Source organism: Kocuria subflava (genome assembly GCF_012163155.1).
Taxonomy (GTDB): Bacteria; Actinomycetota; Actinomycetes; order Actinomycetales; family Micrococcaceae; genus Kocuria; species Kocuria subflava.
The window spans coordinates 1-513 of the sequence record NZ_JAAVUN010000258.1 but is presented as its reverse complement, the minus strand read 5'-3'; the positions used below and the strand labels follow the sequence as shown (position 1 = coordinate 513).

Genomic DNA, 513 nt, shown 5'->3' with positions numbered 1-513 from the left:
TCGACCGCCTGGAAGCGGATGGTTGCTCGCGCTACGTCGTGACGGATGTGACCAAGGACGGCACGCTCAAGGGCCCCAACGTGGAGTTGCTCAAGGACGTTGCGCAGCGGACCAACAAGCCCGTCGTGGCCTCCGGTGGCATCGCCACCCTCGAGGACATCGCGCAGCTGCGACAGCTGGTTCCCGCCGGCGTGGAGGGCGCCATCATGGGCAAGGCGCTCTACGCGGGCCGCTTCACGTTGGAACAGGCCCTCGACGTCGCCGGCCGTCCCCCCGCCTGATGGCCTCCGAACAGACCCCGGGTGGACGGCAGCTGCCCCCGCACATCGCGGCTCAGCTCCGCAGTGCCGGAGGCGAAACGGACACCGGTGGTCAGGCATGGGCCGGGCGTGATCTGGCGCACGGGCACACCCACCAGTTCGCTGACGACGACGGGGCCGCCGACCGTGCCCTGGCCCGCGTCCTTGAGCGCTGGGAAGTCGGGGAGGCCGACGAAACCGACGTGGTGGCCGG

At 70.6% G+C, this 513-nt stretch carries 1 protein-coding gene and 1 pseudogene; both read left to right on the top strand.

Going from position 1 to position 513, the window contains the following annotated elements:
- A partial coding sequence (locus tag GTW58_RS14070; protein WP_245195290.1) for a HisA/HisF-related TIM barrel protein occupies positions 1-281 on the top strand: 281 nt, incomplete at its 5' end.
- Positions 281-513: pseudogene (locus tag GTW58_RS14065) on the top strand (SseB family protein); the annotation flags it as partial. The gene GTW58_RS14070 and the pseudogene GTW58_RS14065, both read left to right, overlap by 1 nt.